The sequence below is a fragment of the Bradyrhizobium sp. Ken51 genome (assembly GCF_055807435.1).
In genome coordinates this window covers 61,798-83,258 of the sequence record NZ_JBVVPB010000010.1, presented here as the reverse complement: position 1 = coordinate 83,258, position 21,461 = coordinate 61,798, and the positions used below count along the sequence as shown (strand labels likewise).

Annotated in this window: 19 protein-coding genes; 7 read left to right on the top strand and 12 right to left on the bottom strand. The window is 62.4% G+C overall.

Annotated features, from left to right (window positions below):
• Positions 1-2 precede the first annotated feature (2 nt).
• From AC0L27_RS18540 to AC0L27_RS18525, 4 genes are all read right to left on the bottom strand, one after another.
• Positions 3-1,022: an NAD-dependent 4,6-dehydratase LegB gene (locus AC0L27_RS18540; RefSeq protein ID WP_473319931.1), complete on the bottom strand. Its 1,020-nt coding sequence runs from the start codon at positions 1,020-1,022 to the stop codon at positions 3-5.
• A 132-nt stretch (positions 1,023-1,154) separates the two neighbouring features.
• Positions 1,155-2,357: an HAD-IIIA family hydrolase gene (locus AC0L27_RS18535; protein WP_473308592.1), complete on the bottom strand. Its 1,203-nt coding sequence runs from the start codon at positions 2,355-2,357 to the stop codon at positions 1,155-1,157.
• Positions 2,358-2,440: 83 nt separating this feature from the next.
• Positions 2,441-4,948 carry a hypothetical protein gene (locus AC0L27_RS18530; RefSeq protein ID WP_473319930.1) on the bottom strand — a complete coding sequence of 836 codons (2,508 nt, stop codon included), beginning with the start codon at positions 4,946-4,948 and terminating at the stop codon, positions 2,441-2,443.
• Positions 4,949-4,998: 50 nt separating this feature from the next.
• Positions 4,999-5,874 carry a class I SAM-dependent methyltransferase gene (locus tag AC0L27_RS18525; protein WP_473308594.1) on the bottom strand — a complete coding sequence of 292 codons (876 nt, stop codon included), beginning with the start codon at positions 5,872-5,874 and terminating at the stop codon, positions 4,999-5,001.
• Positions 5,875-6,298: 424 nt separating this feature from the next.
• On the opposite strand from AC0L27_RS18525, the gene AC0L27_RS18520 reads away from it, so the two are divergent.
• From AC0L27_RS18520 to AC0L27_RS18510, 3 genes are all read left to right on the top strand, one after another.
• A complete protein-coding gene (locus AC0L27_RS18520) occupies positions 6,299-7,039 on the top strand; it encodes a hypothetical protein (RefSeq protein WP_473308595.1) in 741 nt (246 codons plus the stop codon).
• 92 nt (positions 7,040-7,131) lie between these two features.
• Positions 7,132-7,974 carry a hypothetical protein gene (locus tag AC0L27_RS18515; protein WP_473319929.1) on the top strand — a complete coding sequence of 281 codons (843 nt, stop codon included), beginning with the start codon at positions 7,132-7,134 and terminating at the stop codon, positions 7,972-7,974.
• An 83-nt stretch (positions 7,975-8,057) separates the two neighbouring features.
• On the top strand, positions 8,058-9,200 hold the full coding sequence (locus AC0L27_RS18510; protein ID WP_473308597.1) for a hypothetical protein: 1,143 nt from the start codon (positions 8,058-8,060) through the stop codon (positions 9,198-9,200).
• A gap of 70 nt (positions 9,201-9,270) precedes the next feature.
• Here the strand turns inward: AC0L27_RS18510 and AC0L27_RS18505 are convergent, their stop codons facing one another.
• A complete protein-coding gene (locus tag AC0L27_RS18505) occupies positions 9,271-10,209 on the bottom strand; it encodes a glycosyltransferase family 2 protein (protein ID WP_473308598.1) in 939 nt (312 codons plus the stop codon).
• A 238-nt stretch (positions 10,210-10,447) separates the two neighbouring features.
• On the opposite strand from AC0L27_RS18505, the gene rfbF reads away from it, so the two are divergent.
• From rfbF to AC0L27_RS18485, 4 genes are read left to right on the top strand one after another with little or no spacing between them, the layout of a single operon-like run.
• On the top strand, positions 10,448-11,218 hold the full coding sequence (gene rfbF / locus AC0L27_RS18500) for a glucose-1-phosphate cytidylyltransferase (protein ID WP_473308599.1): 771 nt from the start codon (positions 10,448-10,450) through the stop codon (positions 11,216-11,218).
• Positions 11,215-12,276, top strand: a complete 1,062-nt coding sequence (gene rfbG / locus AC0L27_RS18495; RefSeq protein WP_473308600.1) for a CDP-glucose 4,6-dehydratase — start codon at positions 11,215-11,217, stop codon at positions 12,274-12,276. Before rfbF ends, rfbG begins: the two co-directional genes overlap by 4 nt.
• A gap of 41 nt (positions 12,277-12,317) precedes the next feature.
• Complete coding sequence (locus AC0L27_RS18490; protein WP_473319927.1) at positions 12,318-13,559, top strand: class I SAM-dependent methyltransferase; 1,242 nt, start codon at positions 12,318-12,320, stop codon at positions 13,557-13,559.
• Positions 13,552-14,490 (top strand): Gfo/Idh/MocA family oxidoreductase, encoded by a 939-nt coding sequence (locus AC0L27_RS18485; protein ID WP_473319925.1) that lies wholly within the window; start codon positions 13,552-13,554, stop codon positions 14,488-14,490. Before AC0L27_RS18490 ends, AC0L27_RS18485 begins: the two co-directional genes overlap by 8 nt.
• Here AC0L27_RS18485 and AC0L27_RS18480 read toward each other — a convergent pair.
• The 7 genes from AC0L27_RS18480 to AC0L27_RS18450 are packed head-to-tail and all read right to left on the bottom strand — an operon-like array spanning position 14,477 to position 21,460.
• Entirely contained in the window at positions 14,477-15,583 is a 1,107-nt protein-coding gene (locus AC0L27_RS18480) for an acyltransferase family protein (RefSeq protein ID WP_473319922.1), read from the bottom strand. The two genes, AC0L27_RS18485 and AC0L27_RS18480, sit on opposite strands and share 14 nt — an antisense overlap.
• 55 nt (positions 15,584-15,638) lie before the next feature.
• Positions 15,639-16,478 carry an SDR family oxidoreductase gene (locus AC0L27_RS18475; RefSeq protein ID WP_473308604.1) on the bottom strand — a complete coding sequence of 280 codons (840 nt, stop codon included), beginning with the start codon at positions 16,476-16,478 and terminating at the stop codon, positions 15,639-15,641.
• 13 nt (positions 16,479-16,491) lie between these two features.
• Entirely contained in the window at positions 16,492-17,253 is a 762-nt protein-coding gene (locus AC0L27_RS18470) for an SDR family NAD(P)-dependent oxidoreductase (protein WP_473308605.1), read from the bottom strand.
• On the bottom strand, positions 17,250-18,098 hold the full coding sequence (locus AC0L27_RS18465; protein WP_473308606.1) for a sugar phosphate isomerase/epimerase family protein: 849 nt from the start codon (positions 18,096-18,098) through the stop codon (positions 17,250-17,252). Before AC0L27_RS18465 ends, AC0L27_RS18470 begins: the two co-directional genes overlap by 4 nt.
• Positions 18,095-18,859 carry an SDR family oxidoreductase gene (locus tag AC0L27_RS18460; protein WP_473308607.1) on the bottom strand — a complete coding sequence of 255 codons (765 nt, stop codon included), beginning with the start codon at positions 18,857-18,859 and terminating at the stop codon, positions 18,095-18,097. Before AC0L27_RS18460 ends, AC0L27_RS18465 begins: the two co-directional genes overlap by 4 nt.
• On the bottom strand, positions 18,852-19,541 hold the full coding sequence (locus AC0L27_RS18455; RefSeq protein WP_473308608.1) for an acylneuraminate cytidylyltransferase family protein: 690 nt from the start codon (positions 19,539-19,541) through the stop codon (positions 18,852-18,854). Before AC0L27_RS18455 ends, AC0L27_RS18460 begins: the two co-directional genes overlap by 8 nt.
• Positions 19,541-21,460 carry an N-acetylneuraminate synthase family protein gene (locus tag AC0L27_RS18450; protein WP_473319920.1) on the bottom strand — a complete coding sequence of 640 codons (1,920 nt, stop codon included), beginning with the start codon at positions 21,458-21,460 and terminating at the stop codon, positions 19,541-19,543. The genes AC0L27_RS18455 and AC0L27_RS18450 overlap by 1 nt, the downstream gene beginning before the upstream one ends.
• Position 21,461: the final 1 nt, after the last annotated feature.

Below are 21,461 nucleotides of genomic sequence, written 5' to 3'. Positions count from 1 at the left end.
CCTCAGACGTTGTAGACGTCAGCCTTGTAGCGGCTGAGGTTTGCAGGATTGGTGAACCACTCGACAGTCTTAATCATGCCGCGGCGCATGCCGTCGACACCGCCGAATTCAGGGCTCCAGCCAAGCTGCTGGCGCGCCTTGGAATTGTCGGCCCAGAGCCGTTCGACCTCGCTGTTGGCGGGACGCAGGCGCGCCTCGTCCGTCTCGATTTCGATAGTCGTCCCCATGACATCGGCGATCATCTGCGCGGTCGCGCCGACCGCTATCTCAAAACCGCTGCCGAGATTGATGGTCTGGCCGACGACCTGCTCCGCAGGCGCCGTAAGGCCCGCGATCAGGCCGCGCGCGGTGTCGGTGACGAACGAGAAATCGCGCGTCGGGCTGACGGCACCGAGGCGGATGTTCCGCTTGCCGGTCGCAATCTGGCTGATGATCGTCGGGATCACCGCGCGCGCCGACTGTCGCGGGCCAAAGGTGTTGAACGGGCGGATTACCACGACGGGCATATCGAACGAGGCCTGGAACGACAACGCCATCTGGTCGGAGGCGATCTTCGAGGCGGAGTAGGGCGACTGTCCGACCAGCGGATGGCTCTCCTTGATCGGAACGATCTGCGCCGTGCCGTAGACCTCGCTGGTCGAGGTCTGCACGAAGCGGCGCACGCCGGCCATGCGCGCGGCCTGGAGCACATTTACGGTGCCACGCACGTTGGTTTCGACATAGGAGTCGGGCGCGACATAGGAGAACGGGATCGCGATCAGCGCCGCCAGATGCAACACGTCGGTGCAGCCGCTCGCGGCCGCGATCATGAAGTGCGGATCGCGGATGTCGCCTGCAACGACCTCCACCGACGTCATGATGTCGGCCGGCACCGTGTCGAGCCAGCCCCAGGAATTGAAGGAGTTGTAGTAGACGATCGCCTTGACGCGGGCACCGGCTTTCACCAGTTCCTCGACGACATGCGAACCGATGAAGCCGTCGCTGCCGGTAACGAGGACGCGGGCGTCCCTCAGATCTGCCATGCCGGACCCCAAAGGGCGATTAAGCCAGTGTTCGCAACAAGATGGCGCTATAGCACACTGGCCGTCGCGTGCAACAGAGCACCGTTCGATATCGGTCAAATGCCCGGGGATGCAGCGCTTTTGGGCGCCCGTCTAGGCGTTCCCAGTGGGGATCAGGCGTTGCTTCACGAACGCCTCCAGATTTCCGCCCTCGAACAGATGACCGGCAAGGCCCGCGGCCTGCGCCGCCCCCATGTCGCTGTCCTTGTCTCCGATGACCATGCTGCGCGTCATGTCGATTGGGAAACGCTGTGCGAGGTCATTGATCATGCCGGGCGCCGGCTTGCGCCGGTCGCTCGTGCGGCAATAGTTTGCGACGGTGCCGTCGGGGTGATCGGGGCAATATTCGAACGCATCGATGTGTGCGCCGACCAGCGCCATCTGGTCCGCCATCCAGCGGTGCAGGGCGAAGACGTGATGCTCCTCGTAGTAGCCGCGTGCGACGCCGGATTGATTGGTGATGACGAAGGCGAAGTAGCCGGCGTCGTTGACGGCCTTCACGGCCTCGCGTGCGCCCTCGGTCCATTCGAGTTTGTGCGTCTCGAAAGTGTATCCTGAATCGTGGTTGAGCACGCCGTCGCGGTCGAAGAACACTGCTGGCCGGCGCAGCTTCTCCCTCAATTCCCGATTGGCGCGTGCGAAATCATCGGGAACGCCGATGTCGATGAAGTAGCCGCGATAGGCCGTGCCGCGCAGTGCGCCGGACTTGACGAGGCCGGGGAATACGTCCTGCTCGAGCGAGGCGGGAAGCGTCGCGATGTCGGCGAGAATGGACTTGTCCACGACGTAGATCCCGGCGTTGACCGGCCCCGTCGCGCCCGCACCCGGGGCGATGAAGTCACGCACCACGTCACCGTCGAGCACGACGCGCCCGTAGCGATCTCCGACGACGCCGTCGCGCAGCGCCATGTGAACGCGCCCACGCTGCGAGCGCGCGATCAGATCGAGCAAATTGAAGTCGAACAGCGAGTCGCCGTTGAGCAGCAGGAACCGTTCGTGCAGCAGATCGCGCGCATGCACGAGCGCGCCGCCGGTGCCGAGCGGCTCGGTCTCGCGCGACACGACGATTCGCGCCTGTCGCCTCGAAGCCGCAGCGTAGTGCGTTTCGACGATCTCCGCCTTGTGGCCCGCAAGCAGGAGAATTTCATCGAACACGCCATAGCGTGCGATCTCGTCGATCAGCGTATCGAGAAACGGGCGTCCACCGATATCGAGCATCGGCTTCGGCACCAGTTTGGTGCGATCGCCGAGCCGTGTGCCCAGCCCGCCGACGAGGATGACAGCCTGTCTCAACATACGGTGCCCTTCCGACAGCATAGATGGCGAAGTGTACTGCCAATCCGAACCGATGGGAGTGTCAGTTTCTGTCCAATTCCATATCAGCGCGAACAGGGAATGCGAATGACGACCGTCTGCCTGTTGGCAAACAGAACCGTGAACGGGCTCGCACGAAGCTCATCTGCGACCGTCGGGTCCATGGGGGCGGCGGGAGGAAAATAGCTCAGACGCTGGTCGGCCGCTAGGTGTGTCCACCGTATCGTGCGGGGCGTGATGATCGCGACAAGATTCCAGGCATTCTCGCCCGTCTTCAGAATGCCGACCAACGTGGATTTGGCTTCCTCTTTGATCGCTTCAGGGCTTGGAGATGCGGGGACATCGGAAGCCGGTTGGGCTGATTCCTGAAGCGGTGGCTGTCCCCCGCGGACGGCACGCATGATTCCGCCCAAGCCATCGATCCGTCCCATCTGGAAGAAGGTCTCCGAATTGTTAAGGACCAGAGGCGCGATCAAGCTGCAAACCTCATTGAGCCGACGGTCTGCTTCAGCAGGCGTCAGGATTGCGCGCACCACCAATTTTGCCTGCTTCGCGATCGCTTCGTTCACAGTGTCCAGATTGGAGAACAGATAGGCGCCCGGAGCGCCCGTGAGTGCCTGGATTATGCCCAACGTGTACGGGTCGGAGAGAACGATCCCCTTTCGCAAGTTGTTGCGGAGCCAATGAGCGACTTCAAGATCTTCCGCGTTGTAGTGGGAAACAACAGGGGTCCGGTGCGGAAGCGCGCCGTAACTGTAGCTCTTGATGAGACCGGACAGACCGGCCCTATCGACAGCCACGCCCAGCCCCACGATACCCGCAAGACTGCAAGTATAGATGACTCGCGATCGGGCCAACGATAATGGCGCCAGCGCGATAAGCAGCAGGACCAGTGCGATTTCTGTCGCGCGCAGGAACGATGGGTAGCCGGCAAGAGGCAAGTTGGTCCGCCAGTCATACGCGTAGACCCCAGCCACAAGAACGGTTGCAAGCAGGGTGACCACCGCCGCAACCAACGCCCGTCGATATCGAGAGGAAAGAAGGGGGGCAGCCAGCAACTGACAGAAAATCTCAGTGGCTGAGATCGTGAAAAGCGACAGAATAATTGCGTTGGTTCGGTACAGGAACGGGAATCCCGAGAGTACGGCAAGGCTCAGGCCGCAACCAGCAATCCAGGACCACGCGAGTGTTAGGAAGTCTCCGGTTGGAGGCGCTGTCGCACCCGAGGAATCACGAGGGGCTGGCCGGATCATCAACCACCATGCAATGCCCAGCGCGATGCATATGGAGAAAAGCGGTCCGATCGCCCGCCCGAGTTCGATCGTGGCGACCTGCGGCCCGGCGCCCAGGGCGAGCTCTTCGCCGCCTTCGATCCTCTTGCCCAGGATCAGTCCTGTAATCGAGGAGAATGTCTCATTGGCGCTCATTGGGGGAATGTAGCCGAAGCGCATTCCGGCAACGCACACGACGATTCCGACAATGATCAGGGGTAGTATGAAGGATAATGAGCGCAGGAATGCGATCCAAGGTGACGGCCGTGCGGAGATCATTCGCGCCATGGCAAGATACAGAAGCCAGCTGACCAGGACGGTTGGAACGAAGAGATAGGAACCGCGGTGTGCAAGCAGCAGCGTCGCCGGCCAGATGCAACCAAGAAAGAGCAGCCCCGTATATGCGCCGGTATCGATCGGAATCCTGAACAGGAGCAGCCCGGCCACAAGTAGCACAAACATAAGCGTGTTGTTGTTGACCACGAAAGCGAGCAGCAGCGTCGCGCCGACGCTGACGGCCAGAAACACAGCAGATCGCATCGACAGGCCGCCCGCTTTCCGGTTCGCATTGCGCATCAGCACGCCGAGAAACACAACACTGCTGGCGACGGCCAGGCTGCCGTTTGTGATCAAGACGACAATGCTGCCGGTGGCGGCAAAGAAGAAGGCGATCCATTTTCGTCGCGAAGTGGAATAGATGCCCTGGACGAAGGCATAGGACGCCAACAAGAAGAAGAGGGCTGAGAAGAATCGATAGGTCCAGTTGAACTTCAGGAGATCCAGGCCGAGCGTTCCAGCGAGCGCACCTGCAACTGCCGAGCGGAGGTCGATGTAAGATTGGGCCGCGTAAGGGTTGATGACGCCTTTGTCGGCGTATTCCTGCGCCGTCTTCATCCAGTGAACATCCGCGCCGATGTCCGCGTAGGGAAAGTTGGAAAATGCGCCGAAGAACCACCACCAGGTCATGAGTGCAATGGGAAGCGACAGAATGCACCAAGCGGCCGCCGCGCGCGTCTCGCCTCTGTCCGGGCGCCAATGCGGCCACCACCATGCCAATCCGAAACAGGCCACGGCGACCATAGCCGCGAACTGAAGCCACATATCCCCCACGAACAGCGATATTGGTCCGAGCAAGATACCCGTTGCAGAGGCGCCGACGGTGAACGCAAAAACGACGAGCTGAGCCTTCGTGAGCCGGCACGCCTCGACGAGCTTCGTCGGCGCAATGGCCAGAATCGAAAACCCGGTACCGAGCTGTATCAGGAAGAATAAAAGCGTCAGGACAAATGTGGTCGTCCACATCACGAAATCTCTATGGTGGGCGCCGGCCAAACAACCGGGATCGGCTGTTTTCAGTTGCCTTCTGACCGCTCGGCCGGGCGGACGACGATCAGGGACCCTAGCGTAAACAGGTCTTCTTCGGAGAAGCCTCTGAAGCATGGGGCCAGTCGTTGCAGGATGTCCTGCTCCGGTGCTCGGCGGTCTGGTTGATCGCTCAGCAGCTCAAACCCGGCCTCTCTGAAGAGCTGCAGATATTCGCTGTGTCGTAGGCGATTGACGTATTGGAAGCGCGACTGGAAAGGCGCCCATTCCTGCTCCGAATAAGTCAGGAAATTGAATGAGCTGATGGACGGATCGAAGCCCTTGAAGTGGTCGCCGTAGTCGATTTGCATAAGGACCAGTCCGTCAGGACGCATGATGCGTCGCAGCTCTCTCAGGATTCCCACGATGTCGTTTTTGGGAATGTGCTCAAGCGTTTCGACGGAGACCGCGCAGTCGATCGAACCGGCGGACAGGCCCGTCGTTCGGGCATCGGCCGGTGCACGATATTCGATCCTCCAAAAACGCTCGAGGTCCTCCATGGAATTCATGACGGGCTGGTCGGTGCCGCTCAATCGCGAAACGATGGCCGCGTTGGAGCGGACCAACTCCAGCTTGGCAAGGCGCTCGATGTCCACGGTGATGTAGCGCCGGGCTCCATGCGCGCTGAAGGCCAGCGGAACAATCAGATCGCGCCCGGCTCCGAATTCGAAGCAAATCGAATCCTGCAGCGGACGGAGGCTGTGCTTCTGATGAGTGCGCAGCAGACGTTGCGCAAGAGTGTAGATGGATTTGACCTGCTTTTCGGGTCGCGGCAGCCGTCGCGTGACGTAGCGCTGCAGGGCGTAATCGCCTAAGGGGATATTCGACAGCATCGAGAACGCCCGCGCTTTCGTTTGCCAGCGCACGTCAGCGGTTCCTCGGCGAAACCGACGGTACGTTTGTAGTCATGCTGACGAGCGGTGCTTGAAGCACGATGTAGGTCCAGAATAGGCTGACGTTCCGGCCATTTCGGCGGATACCAGGTCACGTAGCCGTTTTCGGTCATAAGGGAGCCGCACGGGCAATGCAAGGATTTGAGGGCGGTCTGGGAGAGAGCGGAGCGCGACGGGCGCTTCAGGCTTGAGGACCTTGTCCGCGGCAAATCCGATCTCAGCAACGGCTCGTGGCGGCGCCGTTCCCGGTTGATTCCCCTGTCTGCTGCGCGTAAACAGATACTCAAACTCCGTCGACGTTTCAGCATGCGGGCAAGAACATTGCGTATGGTTTGTAGAATGCCGCCGGCCGGTTCGCTCCGTGCCGATCCCTTGCCCTCCCGCCGAGTTTCGCCGCATGCCCGGTGAATTGCAGATTAGCGAGGCCGTCGCAAGGGGCTATCCGCCCGCGGTGCTCTACTTGCGTAACGACGAGACCGTCACGACGGAAGTCTGCGCATTCAATTATTTTTCGGTTTTCCTGAAGGCTAATCCGGAGGTGGATGCCCATGTCTGGTTCTTCGATGGGGCGGGAAAGCCGGCTGGATATTTCCACAGGGAACTCGGCGTCAACGGACAGTTGCAATTGCAGACGTCGGAGCTATGCCCGCGCGTGTCGGGAACGGTGGCGATGTCGCTGGTACCGAAACACGAGACCAAGCTCCGTCCCGGACGGAAGGTGACCACCGGCTATTACGCACAATATTTTTCGCAGCATGGTGCGGTAACATTGTCGCATGAGCGCGAGCCCGTCGCGGCGGGGCCGTTCCCGACCTCTGCCTGGATGCAGTCCTATCTCACGCGCTTCCTGAAGGAGTCTGGCGTGGTGCTCGTGAACTCCTGCATGGCGTCCGAAGGCGCCTCGGTGGGGACGGCCAGACTCATGGCTCTGGATGGCACCGCATTGGGCGAGCGCGCGCTTCCGGAAATCGCGCCCATGGGCGCGGTCCGCATCAGCACGCTGGACCTTTTCCCCGAGGCCGAACAACTGGTCGGCGCGAGCGAAGGTTTTGCCCTGGAGTTCAAGGGCACGAACATCGCAAGTCCGTTCAGCTATTATGAATTTGCCAACGGCAAGTTCAGCTTGCACCATTTTTAAGGGCCGCATCCGTGACACGTTTCTCGTCCAGTCCTTGGAAGCCTTACGAGCCCAGGTTCATGTTTCCGACTTTTGCGGGTGTCGAGTCGCGCATGGGTTTCTCGATTCCTGCCTGGTATCGTCCGGTAGACATCAGGTATCTGCGCAGCCTCATCGCCGGCAGCCTGCGCAAGAACTTTCGCGAGACGGTCAAGGATCTCGTGCCCGAGCTTGCCAGCCTGGTCGCCTCGGGGTTCAGCAAGAGGCTCAGGTTCAAGCTGCACATCCTGTCGCGTCAGGGGGACTATCGGGCGACCTACGAGTTTCCGGAAAACTATGCTCCGGGCGCCACCGTCGAGATTGAGCTGTCGCGTCTCTTCGCGACGCTCAAGCTGCCGCAGGACGACTATGTCGTCATCGCCGTGATGTCGCGCGGCCGTATGGACGGCTTTCGTTCCTCGCCTGCCAGCTACTCGATGACGTATGTCGATCAGGACAATGTGGCGATCTACCGCACCGGCGCGTTTGCCCGGCCCTTGAACGAGGGCAGGCTCAAGGCGCATGTCGGCTTCACCGGGATCAATCCGAAGATCATTGCGACCAGCGACATCGTCAGCAGCCTGATGCTGGTCAATCACTCCTCCGATCCCGAATATGCCCATACGGCGCGGCCCACATCGAGGCTGATCCGCGAGGACGGCGAGGAGCTCACCGGCGAGTTCGGCGACATTCCGCCGCTGGGTGCCCGCGAGATGTCGGTTGTCGACATGTTCGGCAGCGGCGTGTTCGATTTCCTCAAGCCGTTCGGCGGCCGCGGGACGACGGTCACCATCTGCACCGGGGTCACGCTCGCGAGCCTGCATTTGCAGCGCACGAACGACAACCGGCGGACGCTGCTGGGTATCGAGCACTCGCGCCCGGCGCACATGAATCTCGCCGGCATTTTGCAGCACTAGATCGGGCATACCAATTGTCACAGAGCGAACCCCAGACGTCGCCACCCAGCCTGTCGAGTCGTTTCATCAAGCTCGACGCCGACATGACCACGCCGTCGCTCGGGCTCGTGCTTGGATTCTGGATCGTCACCAACATCCTGGTGATGGTATGGTGGCGCGTCGAGATTTCCGACAGGTGGCTCCCCGGCGCCTGGCGCTATTTCGGAATTGCAGTTTACGTGCTCGTTGCGCTGGCTCCGCTCGCGCTTCTCTTCCTCATCCGGCAGAGCTTCTTCAATCCGGTCGTCCTGGGATTGCTCGTCTGCTGCTGTCTCGCGCTGTCGATCACCGCGCATGAGGCCAATCTGCTGCGCGAACAGATGCAGTTCAGTCTCGATCACGAACGCGAGTTCGCTCACATGGAATTGGTCGAGGGCATCATCCGGCCCCTGATCTCGAAGATCGTTGAAGTCTACGTTCAGGTCCTTGGTGACGACCACATGCGAGGGTCCACGGTCCGTACGCATATCGCGATCAACTACATGTTCGATTCGCTGTCGTTTCTCGCGGTGTTCGCCCTTGCAACCCTGCTGCTGTCGCGGACTTCGGCGTGGATCTGCCTGCTCCTGTTCGCCTTCTATACGCAGACGGCGATCTACCCGGGCCGCATGGGCCCGGTGTTCATCGCGGGCGGGTTGTTCTGGCAGCTGTTTCTGATCGCGTCTCGGCGCTATCCGGCCGCGATCCTCTCCGGGCTGATCATCTGTTTCGCGCGCACCGATGTCGTGTTCGCATCTGCCTTCGCGCTGTTGAGCCTGGCGGCGTTCGCGAGGCGTTGGCCCAGCGTGAAGGAGTGGGGAGTGTTCGCCGCGTTGGTGGGCATGTCCGTGCTGATTCCCAAGTTGCTGATCTTGATGCATCCGCAGGCGGACTTCAGATCATTCCTGATCACGCATGGCGAGTACTTCTCCAAGCTCGTCGTCAATCTTCTCACGATGAAGCTCGCGGTGGCGATTGCCAGTCCCGTCCTCGCAATCGCGATCGTACGGACATTTGCGCTGACCCGGACGATCGCCGTCGTTGTTCCGGCCGCGCTGGTTCATGTCGGGATCGTCTTTGTGATTGCCGACTTTTCCGAGACGCGACTGATCGTGCCTGCGATGGGTGCGCTTGCCTTCGTGGCCAGCGAAGCACTTGGAAAGCTGCTGGAAACGGGCGATACCCAGCGGAGCGAGGGGTCTGCTTAGGAAGCCTCCTAAGGCCAGGCGGCTCCTTGCGACTCGGTCGATCGTCGATCGACCGAGATCCGAGGCAGGATCAGAAATTGACCCGTTCGCGCTCGACGACGATCGGCCGTCGCCGGACCTGGTTGAAGATCGCGACGATGTACTCGCCGAGCACGCCAAGGAAGAAGAGCTGCACGCCGCCGAAGAAGAACAGGCCGATGACGATTGTGGGAATGCCGCGCGGGCCGATGTCGAAGCCTGCGACCTTGAGCAGGAACACGACGAACGCGTAAGCGAAGCTCAGCGACGAGATGATCAGCCCGAAGAAGAATGCCGAGCGTAGCGGCACGGTGGAAAAGCTGATCGCGCCGAGCAGCCCTTGGTCGATCAGGCTCGACAGCCGGTTGCGGGATATGCCGTGTTTTCGTGCGAGCCAGGTGTAGGGAACGCCGATCGAGCGGAAGCCGCATTCGAACGGCATCATCCGCATGAAAGGCTGGACGTCCTCGAACTGCTTCATGGCGTCGAGCACCTTGCGGTCGACCAGCTGGTAGTCGCCGACGTCGGCAGGATAGTCGACATAGGACATGCGGCTGATCATCTTGTAGTACAGGTGCCGCGCCGTGCGGCTCAGGAACGGCTCCTCGCGTCGCGCCCGGATGCCGAACACGATCTCGTAGCCGTCCTCCCAATGCTTCACGAAGGTCGGGATCAGTGCTGGCGGGTCCTGCAAATCGGCCGGCATGAACAGCACCGTGGCGTCGCCGGTGGAGGCCAGCACCCCGTTGTAGGTGTTCCTGAGCACGCCGAAATTCCGGGCGTTCACGATGACCTTGACCGAGGGGTCCTGGGCGGCGATTTCCTTCAGAATCTCCACCGTCCGGTCGGTCGAGGCGTTGTCGCAGAAGATGTGCTCGCGCTCGTAGCCTGGAAGCTCCCGATCGAAGATGTCCTTGACCGCTGCGTAGCACTCACGGATCCCCATCTCCTCGTTGTAGCATGGGGTCACAAGGGTGATCTTCTTCGGCATCAATCCTCCAGGACCTCCATCGAGGGAGACCAGTCACCCGTGGGTTTGAATCAGGCGGATGGCGGCCGCCCGAGGCGGTTGGCGCGCCGGTGGTGGGGTTGCCATCTTTCTATCGTTTCTTTAGCAGGTAAGCTGGCAACTTCAACCGTTCCCGATGGGGGGCGACGGAGCCCGGATCTTGTTGACAGGACTGGCTTAACCGGTCTGATGTGATCTTTTCTGCTGGACGGGTATGAGCATGAAGGCCGTGATTCTGGCGGGCGGATTCGGGACACGCATCACCGAAGAGAGCCACGTCAAGCCGAAACCCATGATCGAGATCGGCGGCAAGCCGATCCTGTGGCACATCATGAAGATGTTCTCGTCGCACGGCATCGACGAGTTCATCATCTGCTGCGGCTACAAATCCTACGTCATCAAGGAGTACTTTGCGAACTACTTCCTGCACATGGCCGATGTGACGTTCGATCTCGCCAACAATTCGATGGAAGTGCACAACAAGTTCGCCGAGCACTGGAAGGTGACGCTGGTCGACACCGGCCTCAACACCATGACCGGCGGACGGCTCAGGCGCGTCAAGGACTACGTCGGCAACGAAACGTTTTGCATGACCTATGGCGACGGCCTCGCGGACGTCGATATCGGTGCATTGCGCGATTTTCATCGTGCCCATGGCCGGCACGCGACGGTTACCGCGATCCAGCCGCCAGCCCGGTTTGGTGCGCTCGATATCGGCGACGACGTGGTCCGGCATTTCGAGGAAAAGCCGCGGGGCGATGGGCGCTGGATCAATGGCGGCTTCTTCGTGCTGGAGCCCGCGATCTTCGACTACCTCGGCGACGATGCCACCATCTGGGAGCAGGAGCCGCTCAAGCGCCTGTCGCAGGACGGGCAGCTTGCTGCCTACCGTCACGCCGGCTTCTGGGAGGCGATGGACACGCTGCGGGACAAGCTGCACCTCGAACAGCTCTGGGACAGCGGGCAGGCGCCTTGGAAGAGCTGGCCATGAATGCCGGTTTCTGGACGGGCAAGCGCGTTCTCGTCACCGGGCATACCGGTTTCAAGGGGGGGTGGCTGGTTGCGTGGCTGCGCCATCTCGGCGCCGAGGTCGCAGGTCTCGCGCTGCCGCCCGCGACGACGCCGAATCTGTTCGATCTAGCGCAGACCGGGCGGGACATCGTGTCGGTCTTTGCCGACATCCGCGATCCCGCCGCCGTCAAGGCGGCGTTCGACCGGTTCCAGCCCGAGATCGTCTTCCACATGGCGGCGCAGGCGATCGTGCGAGCGTCTTATGAGGACCCGGTCGGCACCTACGCCACCAACGTGATGGGCACCGTGCACGTGTTTGAGGCGGTGCGGAATTCGGGCGTGCGTGTACTGGTCAACGTCACCAGCGACAAATGCTACGACAATAAGGAATGGGTGTGGGGCTACCGCGAGATCGATCCGCTCGGCGGCAAGGATCCCTATTCAAACAGCAAGGCCTGCGCGGAACTGGTGACACAGGCGTATCGATCGTCATTCTTCAGTGGAACCAGCCGGATCGGGTTTGCGAGCGCGCGCGCCGGCAACGTGATCGGAGGCGGCGACTGGGCGCAGGACCGTCTGATCCCCGACGTGATCGCGGCGATCCGTAGCCGCCAGCCGGTGCCGGTCAGGAATCCCGAAGCGGTGCGGCCGTGGCAGCATGTGCTCGAGCCGCTGTCGGGCTATCTTTTGCTCGCCGAGCACCTGTGGCGGGACCCTGCTGCGTTCTCCAGCGAATGGAATTTTGGTCCCGATCCCGACAGCGTCCGCACCGTTCGCTGGCTGGTCGACCGCCTGGCCGTGCTCTGGGGTGTTCCGCCGCAGCAGATGCCGCAGCAAGGACAGCATCCGCATGAAGCACGACTGCTGTCGCTGGACAGTTCCAAGGCCCGGGCTCATCTGGGGTGGGCGCCGCGCTGGGGCCTCGATCGTGCCGCATCCGCCGTGGTGGAATGGTACAGGGCGTTCGAGCAGGGCGTTGCGATCAGGCCGGTAATGGTTGACCAGATCGACGCTTTCATGAACACCAAGCGGGACTAGGCTCTCCTCGGCCTGTTGGGCCGCCAACTGGATTCAATCTGATGACCACCACGTCGACGCGATCGCTCACCGAGATCAAGAGCTGCGAAGTCTGCGGCAGCGACAAGCTCGTGCCGGTGCTCGATCTCGGCCTGCACCCGCTGTGCGACGATCTGGTGACGGTCGGCGATTCGCGTCAGTGCCGTGAATACCCGATCAAGATCGATTTTTGTCCGACGTGCGCCACCGGCCATCAGCGTTTCCAGGTCCCGAAGGAGGATTTGTTTCCCGGGGATTATCACTATCGCTCGCGCTTCACGGCCGACGTGCTCTCCGGGATGAAGAGTCTCGTCGCGACGTGCGCGGAGCGGATGGGGCCCTTGACCGGCAAGATCGCGCTCGACATCGGCTGCAATGACGGCAGCCTGCTCGACTTCTTTCGCGAGGCCGGCGCCAGGACGGCCGGCATCGAGCCAACCGGCGCGGCCCAGGATGCCGCGGCCAAGGGCCATTTCGTGGTGCAGAACTATCTCAGCGCCGAGACCGCGTCCGAAATTCGTCGCGACGTCGGTACGCCCGACATAATCACTTTCACCAACGTGTTCGCCCACATCGAGGATCTCAAGGGCGTGCTCGCGGCGCTGAAGGTGCTGCTTGGGCCGGACACGGTGATCGTGATCGAGAACCACTATCTCGGCGCGGTGCTGGACCGACACCAATTCGATACTTTCTATCACGAACATCCTCGCACCTATTCGTACAAGTCGTTCAGCTTCATCGCGAAGTCGCTCGGGCTCGACATCGTCAATGTCGAATTTCCGGCGCGTTATGGCGGCAACATCCGCGTCGTCCTCGGGCGCGCGGCGAAGAGCGATGCCGTCGCGGCCGATGTCGTTGCCCGCGAGAACAATTTCCAGGTCGAGTTTGCCCAACTCGCGCGCGACGTCCTGCTCTGGAGGGCGCGTAAGGGCGAAGAGCTCAAGAAGATCATCGCGGCCCACGGACCCATTCGCGCCAAGGCCTTTCCCGGCCGCGCCGCCATTCTGGTCAAGCTGCTCGGCCTGACGGAAAAGGAGATCGTCGCGGTTCACGAAAAGCCGGGCTCGATCAAGATCGGACATTACGTGCCGGGCACTCGCATTCCGATCGCGTCTGACGACGAATTGTTCGCGCATGGCGACCAGAGCAAGCCGGTGCTCAATTTGGCCTGGCACATTTCGCGCGAGATCCGCCAATATCTCTCCGACAACGGCTACAAGGGCCCGGTGGTCGACGTGCTCGGCGCCGACGATTTCCATGCCTGAGGCACCCCTCTTCACGATCCTTGGATCGGGTTTCGGGATGTACGGATATTTGCCCGCGCTGATCGAGTGCGGGATCAAGGTGGCGCTACCGGAGCGCTACCGGGCGGTCGTCGGCGGACGGAGCGAGCTCGCACAATACGTGCCCGAGGTGATCTGGTGCGCCGGCACCGACGAAGCGCTGGCGCGATCGAATGGCGCGGTGGTTGCGCTTCGTCCGGCCGACCAGGCCGCTTGGATTCCGCGGCTCACCCAGATGCCCGGCATCCACGATCTTGGCCTGGAAAAGCCGCTCGCGCCGACCCCGCAGCTTGCGGCGCAACTCCTCCAGCAGCTTGATCGGGCCGGCAAGCGGTACCGAGTCGGTTACTCTTTCCGCTTCCTGCCGTGGGCAGAGCAGCTCCGCACAGCTCTCAGCGAAGGTTTCGACGTTATCTCTGTGCAGTGGAGTTTTCTAGCGCATCACTACCGTGCCGATCTGGTGAACTGGAAGAGGTTCGATGAGAGCGGAGGCGGCGCGCTCCGCTTCTACGGCATCCACCTGATCGCGTTGCTGGCCGAGTGCGGCTATGAAGATGTGTCGAGATCGACGGTCGTAGGACCTGCGGAGAACGAGACGGCTGCATGGGAGGCAACTCTGGTCGGCAAAAATTTGCCGCCGGTTGTCCTGCGGGTCGACAGCCGGTCAGCCGAAACCTACTTCCGCGTTTTTGGCCGGCAAGGCGAGGGCGGACGTGTCGTCGTGGACCAGTTGGACCCGTTCTCGACGACGAAGCAAGCCGGCGCGAACGTTCGCGATCCGCGGGTCGATGTGTTGCGCCGTCTATGCCGTGCGCTCCGGGACGAGGACCACGATCACCTACGGCACCAGCAAGCCGTTATCGCGCTGTGGGCGCGGGCCGAGGCTGTTCGGAGCAGATCTAGCTTGCCGTGATACGATCTTGCTTCGCGCCGCGGCTCAATAGGCGAGTCAGCCAACGCGCGAATGCGCGGTGGTGCTTCTCCCCGATCGCAGCGACCCCTATCGCGACCAGATTGGAGGCCGCGACGGTTATGACGAACATGCCGATGCCCCTTGCCGGGAAGCTCATCCACGTCGCGTACATGATGGTATGATGGACGAGGTAGAGCGAGAAGGAGTAGTCGGCCGCAAAGGAGATCGATGTGGAAACAGCGGGCGAGGTGACGGCGTGCATCGATTGCGTCGCTGCCACCAGTCCGAAGAAGGCTGCGGCAAGCAGGACATATGAAAGAAGATTGTATTCCGCTCCCGTGCGCGTCACCGCGACGAACGCGCCAATGCTCACGATGCCGATCATGGCTGAGGGTATAAGTTTAGCAATTGAAAGACGGTCGGTAAAGTAGATCAGGCCACCAAGGAGCCAGAGAGTGAACAGCGCGAAGCCCAGACCATGGGCCTGGAAAGACCCGAACAGAAAATGCATGGGGGTCTGACCAAAGAAGATCGCGATCGGAATGAGGGGCAACCCCGATCGCGGTCGATGGGCAATGAAGAAGAGGGCGCCAACGAAAATGTAGATGTGCCACTCAATCCCCAGCGTCCAGAGCGGGGCTGCCGATCCGAACGCCGACCATTGCAAGTAATCCGGAAGGACGCCTCGATATCCTTCAAGCATGAAGAGATTGGCGATCAGCGTTCCAAACGTATAGTAGCGCAGGATGCTCGGATCGCCCGTGTAATAGACCGCAATGCCGTCGACAACGATGACGAACACCAGTGCGGGGATCAAGCCGGTGTAAATGCGCGCAAATCGCTCGATGCAGAATTGCAGGAATCCGTATGCCGGGTCCTTTGATCTTTGCACGAGCGTATGCGTTATCAAGAACCCGGAAATTAGAAAAAAAATCAATACGCCGACGTTCTGAATCAGAGCAAAATGCGTAGGCCGCCAATCCGCCACGAAGAAGGCTACGGCGTGGCCAACGCAGACCATTTGCGCGGCCAGTGCGCGCAGCAGGTCGAGCGCAGGTGACGTGGCATTCTTCGAGCGGCTCAGGTCGAACATCGCCGCCTACCAGCCGCCTCGGGCGTTGCAGCCGGAGCCAATTTTGTCATCGTTGTCACCACACGCTCCGCCCGCCATCCATGACCAGGTTCTGTCCCGTCATGTAGCTCGATGCGTTGGAGCAGAGAAATTGCACGGCGGCGCGGTACTCCTCGACTTCGGCCATCCGGCCCATCGGGATCAGGCGCGTCAGCCGCTCGACGAAGGCGGGATCCTGGTTGTTGAAGACACCGCCCGGCGAGATCGCGTTGACGCGCACGCCGTGATCGGCCCAGTAGGTCGCCAGATATTTCGTCAGCCCGATCAAGCCGTGCTTGATCACCGAGTAGGTCACCGGCTTCACCGGCTGTTCCTCTTCGCGTGTCACATGCGGCTGACGGTAAAGCCGCTGATCCGGCGCGATCACGCCGAGATCGGAGGCGATGTTGAGGATCACGCCGCGCCCGTGTTTGGCCATGTCGCCGCCGAACACCTGCGCGCACAACATCGCGCCAGTCAGGCCGACGGCGATCTCGGTCTGCCATTGCGGCACCGGGAACGCCTCGAAGCGCGAGGAGTGCATGACGCCCGGACTCGACGTCACCTTGGGGTCGATGGCGGCGTTGTTGACGAGGATGTCGACGGTGATGCCGCGGCCTGCGAGTTGCTCGTTCGCAGCACGCACCGAGTCGAGCGAGGTGACGTCGATCGCAAGCGCGATCAGATCGGCTGAAGCGGCGATCTGCTTCAACGCGGCGACGGCGGCTTCGGCCTGCGCCAAGCCGACATCGGTGACGACTACGCGCGCGCCGGCTTCGCTGAGCGCCGCAACATGCTGCTTGCCCAACAGGCCGCCGGCGCCGGTCACGAGCGCGGTCCGTCCGGTCAGGTCGTAGCGGGAGGAGGGATTTGCCATCGATGGCTCCTGTTCAACTTCTGAGCTGGCCGCCGTCGGCCACCAGCACGCTGCCGGTGATGAAGGCGGCGCGGGGCGAAGCAAGGAAGGCGACGACGTCGGCGATCTCCTCGGGAGTGCCGAGCCGGCGTAGCGCCACTTCGCGCTGGAGCATGTCGTCGACCGCTTGCTTGTTTTCGGCGATCTTGCGCGCCCAGGTACCGTCCGGGCTCAAGATGTTTCCGGGCGCGACTGCATTGATGCGGATGCCTTCCAGCGCCAGCGGCCGCGCCAGACCGCGCACGGTCGCATTCAGCGCCGCTTTGGCGGCGTAGTACGTGACCGGCGCGCCGAGTGCGGCCATGCCAGCGATCGAGGAGATGCAGACGATGGCGCGGTCGCCGCTGCCACGGCCCATTAGCGGTCTGGCGGCCTCGATCATGTTGGTGGTGGCGAACAGATTGAGGTCCATCACCCGCGACCACTCCGCCGCAGTTTCCTGCCCCGGGGGCACGGACGCGCCGCTGCCGACATTGCAGACGAGGATGTCAAGCCGGCCCCACTGCTTTTCGACCTCCTGAACAAGGTTCGCCGCGGCGGCGGGATCGGTGACGTCGGCGATGTGAATCGAGCTCCGTCCGCCGACCGTCGGGCGCGCGGTGTTCAGCGCATCGGCGCCGCGCGCCGCAACTGCCACCTTGGCGCCTTCTGCCGCGAGCGTTGTCGCGATTGCAAGCCCGATCCCGCGACTGGCGCCGGTGACGAGTGCGACGCGATCGTCCAGCTCGAGCTTCATCGCGCCGCGTCCTCGATCCAGCGAACCGTCATGTCGCGGTATTTTGCCAGCGCGCCGGCGTGGTCGCCGTCGGCGGCACGCGCGGTTTGCAGGATGTATTGGCCCTTGTAGCCGGATCGCTCGATCAGCCGGATCGTCTTGGCAAGGTCTGCGTTGCCGGTGCCGAGCGGCACGGTCGTGCCGCCGCGGACGCGGTCTTTCACGTGCACATTGAGGATGCGCGGCGCGTAGGCGCCGATCTCGTCGTCGCTGTCATAACCGAGCGAGGCGCTGTTGCCGCTGTCGTAGTTGATGCCGAAGACGTCGGCTGGATAGGCCTCCATGAACCGGGCGAGCTCGCGCGGCGGCAGATCGGATTCGAAGACGATCTTGACGCTCCGTCTTGCAAGCTGCTCGGAGCGAGCGAGCAGCACGCGCTTCAACGTATCGCTATCGCTCTCGCGCTCGATCTTGCCGTTGTCGACCAGCGGGATCACGATGAATTCGATGCCGATGCGGCTACAGGAGGCGATCAGCAGATCGAGGTCGGCGACGAGCGCGTCGCGCACGACGGCATCGACCTTCCAGAACGGCGCCTGCATGAAGCAGTCGCCGGTCAGGCTCGGAATCCGCACGCCGTTCTCGCGTGACAGCGCCAGAATGTCCTGTTGGCCCGGCTCGGTCGTCAGCGGGTTCTCGCGCAGCCGTTCCTGATCGATGGTCCATTCCATCCGCGTCAGGCCGAGCTCTTTCGCACGCGAGAATTCCTCGCCCCACTCGTCCCAGGGGAATGCCTGGATCTTCCCGTCGACGAGAGCCGAAAGCCTGCCTTGCATGAAGCCGATGCGTTCGAGCGTTGCGGTCACGGTTGCTTGTCCGAGTTGATGGCGAGGCCCTTTGTGGTCCAACCGCCGTCGATGAAGAGCTCCTGTCCGGTCACATAGGCGGAGGCTTCCGACGCCAGGAAGATTGCGGCTCCCACCATGTCGGCGGGCTGTCCCCAACGGCCGAGCATCGTGTGGCGACGCCGCGCCTCGTGCATGTCGGGATCGACAAAACTCTTCGCGGTCATCTCGGTCGCGACATAGCCGGGCGCGAGTGCGTTGACGCGGATGCCGTCGGGCGCATAGTCGGCGGCGAGCGCACGCGTCAGTCCGGCAAGACCGGCCTTCGCCGCCACGTAGCCGGGATTTCCGGGAAAGCCGCGGACCGAATTGATGCTGGTGACGTTGATGATCGCAGCGGAACCCGCGTTCTTCAAAAGTGGATGGGCGGCAAGGATGGTGGCGTAGACGCCGGTGAGGTCGGTTGCGATCGTGGCACGGAAGCGCGCGAGCTCGCTCCCGGCGCTTTGGGCCGGCAGGCTGATACCGGCGGCGTTGACCAGCGCGTCGATGCGTCCGCCTTGTGCGGCCACGATGCGGAATGCGCTCTCGATGGCCTCGTCATCGGAGAGGTCGCAGGCAATCGGGCTCACGCCCTGTGGTGCAGTCCCGGAACGGCTGAGGCCGAACACCGTAGCGCCCGCATCCTGCAGGCCGGTCGCGATCGCAGCGCCAATGCCGCGGGAGGCGCCGGTGACGACCGCGATCTTGCCGGCGAGAGAGAAGGGGCTGAGGTCAGGCATAGCCGTAACTATGCATGATGGCGGCGCAAAGCTTGACGTCCTCGGGACGATCGATCTGGAACATCTTGTGACGATCCATCACGTGAAAGCCGATCTTGCCGCCGAGACGATTGTTCTGCTCGCGCAGGAGTGATGGGATCAGGACGTAGAACGAGCCGTTCTCCAGGTAGCGCTTCTCGATCTGCTGCCGCATGCGCCGATTGTGATAGTCGTAGTTGATCGGCTCCGGCCCGCTCGCGCCGATACGCCAGTTGAAATAATCCTCGACCTCGCAAACCGAGAGCAGGCTGTCGAGATGGTCGCGATCGAAGGTCGCAAGCGCGTCCTCGATGTCGCTGGACTCGCGGATCGGTGACGTCGCCTGGAGGGCGACGATCCGCTCGCACCGTCCCATTCGCTCGTCGATCGCATTGAGTGCGTGTAGCCAGGCGGATTCGGAGGAGGCGAGGTCACCCGAAATGTCTGCGGGGCGCCGCACGCCGATGGCGCCGGCGGCTTCGGCCGCGGCAAGGATATTGTCGCTGTCGGAAGAGACTGCCACGACGTCGACGCCGCGCGCCGCGCGTGCCTGCTCGACCGTCCACGCGATCAACGGCTTGCCGCAGAGATCGAGCAGGTTCTTGTGCGGAATGCCCTTGGAGCCGCCGCGCGCGGCGATCACGGCCAGCGTCTTGCGCGCCATCAGATATGCCCCTCGAGACGCTCGAGCGCGACCCAGAAGCCTTCACCCATGTTCTTGTGGCCCTGCCAGATTTCGGGAATGAAGGACGCGGTCGGCGCATGCTTGCGCAGCACCCGTCCGATCTCGTCGAAATCGATCTCGCCTTCGCCGACCTGGAGCCCTTCGCCGTCGAGCCCCTTGGCGTCCCCGAAATGCAGATGCGCGGTGTGCGGCCCGAGCTGCGCCAAGCCTTGTGCGAAGTCGAAGCCGAAATGATTGGCGGCGAGCTTGGTGTGGGAGATGTCGACGCACATCCGCAGATCATGCTTGGCGCAAAACGCGGCGGATTCCTCTGGGAAGATAAAGATGTTCTGGTGGCGCTGGCCGCCGAAATGCCATGGGAACGGCGCCATGGTCTGCGGCGTCAGCTCGACGCCGTCCATGTCGAGCTCCTTGAGGCTCTTGGCGAAGATGCGGTAGCGCTCGGCCTTCGCCTCCGGCGGCAATGGCTCGTCCATGGTGAAACCGCCGATATTGGCGACGATGGGCGGGCGCTTCGTCTTGGGAAAGAATTTCTTCAGGCCGCGGGTGATGTCGATCACGGCCTGGGTCTGCTCCAGCGAATATCGCCGCAGCGACTCGTCGGGAGTTGCGAGGTCCATCAGCTTGGAGCCGGCAAACAGCTCCGGCGCATGCACGACGAAGCCGAGATCATAGGTGCCGGAGAGATACGTCGCGGGATCGCGTTCCATGTCGCTGTAGCTGAGATGGAACTCGATGATATCGGGCTCGCAGATCTCCAGGAAGCGCTCGGTGTCATGATAGCGCACCGGCACGCCCCAGGGCCGGTCGAAGCGGTAACGCCGCGCTTTTGCGATGCCTTCATCGAGGTCGCTCTGGAAGAAATAGTCATCGGCCGCCATCGTCCGCGTCAGCTTGCGGCCGAGCAGGGCCGGCATCTTCAGCGGCGACAGCCCTTGACCCGGACTCTTCACGGCGATGTCGCTGTCGGAGATCACGGTGCCTGCCGGAAGGTCGCGCGCGGCCACCAGGCTCTTGGCAAGATTTTCACGGTTGATCAGCTCACCCTGGCTCAGCGCGCGCTCAGCCAGCTTCTCGCCGCGCGCCGCCTCCACCTCGCGGATGCCCGAGACCAGCGTCTTGAATTCCTCCGGCTCGAGGCTCGCGGCGTGGTCCGGGCCTTCCATCCCGCGGTCGAGCGTGATGTGGCGTTCGATCACGACGGCGCCAAGCGCCACCGCGGCCGTAGAAACGGCAACGCCGCGCTCGTGGCCCGAATAGCCGACGATCGGATGGATCTCGCGCAGCGTTTCCATGAAACGCAGATGGATGTTGTGGAGCGCGGCCGGATACGTGCTCTGGCAGTGCAGTAGCACGTAGCTCGCATCGCGGTCGTCGAGGAATTTCGCCGCGGTCTTGATTTCGTCCGTCGTGCTCATGCCGGTCGAGACGATCAGCGTCTTGCCGGTGGCGGCAAGGCACGCGAGCAGCGGCAGATTGGTGAGATCGGCGGAAGCGACTTTGTAGGCCTTGACGCCGAACCCTTCGAGCACGGCGACGCTCTTCACGTCCCAGGGCGTGCAGAGATACTGGATACCCTTTGCCGCGCAGTACTCGGCGATCTTCTTCTGCTGCTCGGTCGGGAGTTCGAAGCGGCGCAGTAGATCGAGCGTATATTCGACGGCGAGGTCGTCGTCCTTCCCGGACAGGCTCGAAGCGCGATAGACCTCGTCGAGCTTGCGCATCTGGAATTTGGCGCAATCGGCACCGGCCGCGACCGCGGCATCGACCAGCGCGATGGCGCGATCGAAGTCGCCATTGTGGTTGTTGCCGATCTCGGCGATGACGTAGCAGGGTTGGCCGTCTCCCAGAAGACGGTCGCCGATGCGGACCGGGGCGGGCTGTTGGGGCGATGTCATC